Source organism: Nocardioides sp. (assembly GCF_035703625.1).
Taxonomy (GTDB): Bacteria; Actinomycetota; Actinomycetes; order Propionibacteriales; family Nocardioidaceae; genus Nocardioides.
Map to the genome: position 1 here is coordinate 1 of NZ_DASSXS010000238.1, position 4,214 is coordinate 4,214.

Sequence of the window (4,214 nt, forward strand, 5' to 3'; positions counted from 1 at the left end):
TCGTTGAGCTCGGTGGTCGAGGTGCGAGGTTTCGTGACGGGCGCTGCGCGCCCTCCTCGCCCCACATCTTCGCGAGCCTCGAAACCCCGGAAGTGAAGGCAGGGCAGTGACCGCCGTGGTCTCCGCCCTGCACGGGTGCGGGGGTTTCGAGGCTCGGGCTCTGAGGGCCCTCACACCTCAACCACCGGGCTCGAGGTTCCGGTGCCCGTCCTAGAGTGGCGGCGTGGCGACTCACGTGGACCGGCTCCTGCCCAGCGACGAGGCGGAGGCGCTGCTCGAGCTCACCCGGGAGATCGCGGAGAAGGAGCTCGCCCCGCGGGCCGCGGAGCTCGAGGAACGGGCCGAGTTCCCCGCGGAGGCCTACCGGCTCCTGGGTCGCTCGGGGCTGCTGAGCCTGCCGTTCGCCGAGCGGCGCGGTGGCGGGGGGCAGCCCTACGAGGTCTACCTGCAGGTCGTGGAGGAGATCGCCGCGGCGTGGCCCAGCGTCGCCGTGGGCACCAGCGTCCATTCCCTCACCGCCACCGTCGTCGACGTCAACGCCACCGAGGAGCAGCGTGCGGAATGGCTGCCGAGGATGCTCTCGGGCGACTGGCTCGGCGCCTACTGCCTCTCGGAGCCGCAGGCCGGTTCCGACGTCAGCGGCATCCGCACCCGCGCCCGCAGCGAGGGGGACGAGTACGTCGTCTCCGGGACCAAGCAGTGGATCAGCAACGGCTCGTGCGCCGACTACTACATCCTCTTCGCGCGCACGGGTGACGACCCGCGGCGCGGCCTCTCCGCCTTCGTGGTCCCCGCCGACACCGAGGGCATGAGCTTCGGGCCACCGGAGAAGAAGATGGGCCTGGCCTGCGACGTCACCACCCAGGTGATCTTCGACAACGCCCGGATCCCGGCCGGCCACCGGATCGGCGACGAGGGCGCCGGCATGCGGGTGGCGCTCTCCGCCCTCGACGCCGGCCGGCTCGGCATCGCCGCCGTCGCGACCGGGATCGCCCAGGCCGCACTGACGCATGCAGTCGGCTACGCCCGCGAGCGAGAGCAGTTCGGCCGGCCGATCGGTGACTTCCAGGGCCTGCAGTTCCTGCTCGCCGACATGGGCGCGGCGGTCGAGCGCGCGCGAGCGACGTACCTGCACGCGGCGCGGCTCAAGGACGCCGGGCGCCCGTTCTCCCGGCAGGCGAGCATCGCCAAGCTGACCGCGACCGACACCGCCATGCGGGTCACCACTGACGCCGTCCAGGTGCTCGGGGGCAACGGCTACACCCGGGAGTACCCCGTCGAGCGGCTGTTCCGCGACGCCAAGGTCACCCAGATCTTCGAGGGCACCAACCAGATCCAGCGGATGGTGATCGGGCGCGACCTGCTCCGCTGACGGCCGCTACTCGAGGGGTGGCGTGACGGCCTCGTCGGGCCGGGCGGCGAGCACGTGGTCGATGTAGTCGCGGGCGGTGTCGAAGATGTCCACCTCGTGACCGGCACGCTCGGAGAGCAGCCAGCGGTGGACGAGGATCTCGTGGAAGATCTCCGCCGGCTCGAGCTTCCCCCGCGCCTCCGGGGGCACCATGGCGATGATCGGCTCGTAGATCTCGGTGAGCCACCGGTTGGCGACCAGCTGGCGGTCCTCGCCGCCGAGGTCGTGGTAGGCGGTGAACGCAGCCAGGTCGTTGAGCAGGCGGCGCGCCTGGCCGTCCTCGACGTTCATCCCGGTCAGGCCCTGCAGCTCGCGCTGGTGGTGGCCGAGCTCCACGACCTTCGGCTGGATCTGCACCTTGTCACCGTCGAAGTCGGTCACGATGTCGATCTCCTCGACGTCGAAGCCGAGGTCGTTGAGGTGCTCGATCCGCTTCTCGATCCGCCACATCTCCCCGGCCGCGAACTCCTCCTGGCCGGTCAGCTCCGCCCACAGCGCCTCGTAGCGCTCCCGGACCAGGTCGACGATCTCGTGGGCCCGCACCTCGCTGTCGAGGGTCTCGCTGGCCTGGAGGTCCAGCAGCTCGCCGAACACGTTCTCGCAGCCGACGGTGACGTCGTGCTCGCGCATGCCGTTGGACAGCTGGGGTCGCAGCTCGCCGGTCTCGGCGTCGACGAGGTACGCCGCGAAACCCCCGGCACTGCGCCGGAAGAGCACGTTGGACAGCGACACGTCACCCCAGTAGAAGTCGGCGAGGTGCAACCGGACGAGGAGCACCACCAGTGCGTCGATCAGGGCGGGCAGGTTGTCAGCGGTGAGGCCGTGCTGGAAGAGGCTGCGGTAGGGCAGGGAGAACTGGAGGTGCTGGGTGAGCAGCGCGGCCGGCAGCTCCTCGCCGTTCTCGTCGACGCGGCCGGTGACCACGCCCTGGGCCATCACCGCGGGCAGCCCGATCCGCTGCAGGTCCCGCAGCAGCCGGTACTCCCGGAAGGCGAGCTCCTCGGTCGTCTCCTTGACGGCGTAGACCCGCTGGCCCAGCCGCACGATCCGGACGACGTGCCGCGAGAGCCCCCGGGGCAGCGGTACGACGTGCTGATCGGTCCACTCCTCCAGCGGGGTGGACCAGGGCAGGGTCACGATCGCCGGATCCGGGCGGTTCGCCACGATCCGCAGGGCCATGACTCTCAACCTAGGGGATAGTCCCGAACGAAATGGTCGTCCTGGATCGTTCCAACACAACGACGTCGTTCGGGACTATCCGTCAGGGCTCGAGGAGCACGGGGCCGGGACCACTCGATGCCAACACGTCCTGCGGGTTCCGCAGCGCACAGTTCCGCAGGCTCAGGCACCCGCACCCGATGCAGCTGTCGAGCTGGTCGCGCAGCCGCTCGATGCGCTCGATCTGCTCGTCGAGACGCGGTCGCCAGGCGCGGCTCAGGCGGGTCCAGTCGGCCTTGGTCGGGACCCTGTTCTCGGGGAGGGTGGCCAGCGCCTCACCGATCTCATCGAGGCTCAGGCCGACGCGCTGGGCGGTCCGGATGAACGCGACCCGGCGCAGCTCCGCCTGCTCGTAGCGTCGCTGGTTGCCCGACGTACGGCGGGACCGGATCAGGCCCCGCGACTCGTAGAAGCGGATCGCGGAGGAGGCCACACCCGCACGCTCGGCGAGCTGACCGACGGTCAGGCTGGTCACGACGAACAGCCTCCCTTGACTTCAACCAAACTTCAAGTTGGACGATCGGGACATGACCGAGATCGCACGACTGATGAGCCTGATGACCGGAGACGAGAAGCACTCGTCGGCCGCCACCTCGACCCTCGACGTGATCCGCGTGCTGTACGAGCGGGTGCTCGACGTCTCGCCCGAGACGATCGGTGACGAGCGGCGGGACCGCTTCTACCTGTCGAAGGGCCACGGGCCGATGGCCTACTACGCCGTCCTTGCCGACCGAGGCTTCTTCCCGGAGTCGTGGCTGCCGGGCTGGGGGTCCTACGACTCGCCGCTCGGTTTCCACCCCGACCGCAACCTGGTCCCGGGAGTGGAGATCTCCTCGGGCTCGCTCGGTCACGGTCTCCCGCTGGCCGTGGGCACGGCCCTCGGCCTCCGCGCCCAGGGGTTGGGCTCCCGCGTGGTCGTGCTCGTCGGTGACGCCGAGCTCGACGAGGGCAGCAACCACGAGGCGCTGGAGCTGGCCGCGGCCCTGTCGCTGGACGCGCTGACCGTCGTGGTGATCGACAACCAGTCGTCCAGCCATGCCGTCCCCGGCCGGATCGCCGACCGCTTCGTGGTCGAGGGCTGGCACACCGTGTCCGTCGACGGGCGTGACCACGATGCCCTCGAGAAGGCCCTCTCGCACCGCCCGGTCGGCCAGCCCAACGCCGTCGTCGCCCACGTGGAGGAGAAGTCGTGAACCCCCGCGAACAGTTCGCCCGCACCGCCGCCGACCTCGTCGAGACCGATCCCTCGGTCGCGCTGGTCTACGCCGAGATCTCCGGCCAGTTCTTCGGCGAGGTGGAGGCCCGCCACCCCGACCGGGTCATCAACGTCGGGATCCGTGAGCAGCTGCTCGTCAACGTCGGCGCCGGCCTGGCCCTCACCGGGATGCGCCCGATCGTGCACACCTTCGGGTCGTTCCTCGTCGAGCGTGCCTTCGAGCAGGTGAAGCTCGGCTTCGGCCACCAGGACGTCGGCGGCGTCCTGGTCGGCGCGGGAGGCTCGTTCGACATCGCCTCCGGCGGGCGCACGCACCAGGTGCCCGGCGACGTGGCCCTGATGGACACCCTGCCCGGCGTCCACATCCAT

General features: G+C 70.4%; 4 protein-coding genes and 1 pseudogene. 3 read left to right on the plus strand and 2 right to left on the minus strand.

Annotated elements, in window-relative coordinates:
• Positions 1 to 223: 223 nt before the first annotated feature.
• Complete coding sequence (locus VFN12_RS12330) at positions 224 to 1,372, plus strand: acyl-CoA dehydrogenase family protein (protein WP_325118994.1); 1,149 nt, start codon at positions 224 to 226, stop codon at positions 1,370 to 1,372.
• Between the two features lie 6 nt (positions 1,373 to 1,378).
• Here the strand turns inward: VFN12_RS12330 and VFN12_RS12335 are convergent, their stop codons facing one another.
• Both VFN12_RS12335 and soxR read right to left on the minus strand, forming a co-directional pair.
• Positions 1,379 to 2,590, minus strand: a complete 1,212-nt coding sequence (locus VFN12_RS12335) for a DUF4032 domain-containing protein (protein WP_325118995.1) — start codon at positions 2,588 to 2,590, stop codon at positions 1,379 to 1,381.
• Positions 2,591 to 2,672: 82 nt separating this feature from the next.
• A complete protein-coding gene (soxR, locus tag VFN12_RS12340) occupies positions 2,673 to 3,104 on the minus strand; it encodes a redox-sensitive transcriptional activator SoxR (protein ID WP_325118996.1) in 432 nt (143 codons plus the stop codon).
• 52 nt (positions 3,105 to 3,156) lie between these two features.
• Here soxR and VFN12_RS12345 point away from each other — a divergent pair, with 52 nt between their 5' ends.
• Both VFN12_RS12345 and VFN12_RS12350 read left to right on the plus strand, forming a co-directional pair.
• A complete protein-coding gene (locus VFN12_RS12345) occupies positions 3,157 to 3,822 on the plus strand; it encodes a thiamine pyrophosphate-dependent enzyme (protein ID WP_325118997.1) in 666 nt (221 codons plus the stop codon).
• A pseudogene (locus VFN12_RS12350) lies at positions 3,819 to 4,214 on the plus strand (transketolase); the annotation flags it as partial. The gene VFN12_RS12345 and the pseudogene VFN12_RS12350, both read left to right, overlap by 4 nt.

Bases quoted from the DNA above. Each gene is read 5' to 3' on its own strand.
- VFN12_RS12335 (WP_325118995.1), bottom strand. From the start codon at position 2,590: ATGGCCCTGCGGATCGTGGCGAACCGCCCGGATCCGGCGATCGTGACC.
- VFN12_RS12345 (WP_325118997.1), top strand. From the start codon at position 3,157: ATGACCGAGATCGCACGACTGATGAGCCTGATGACCGGAGACGAGAAG.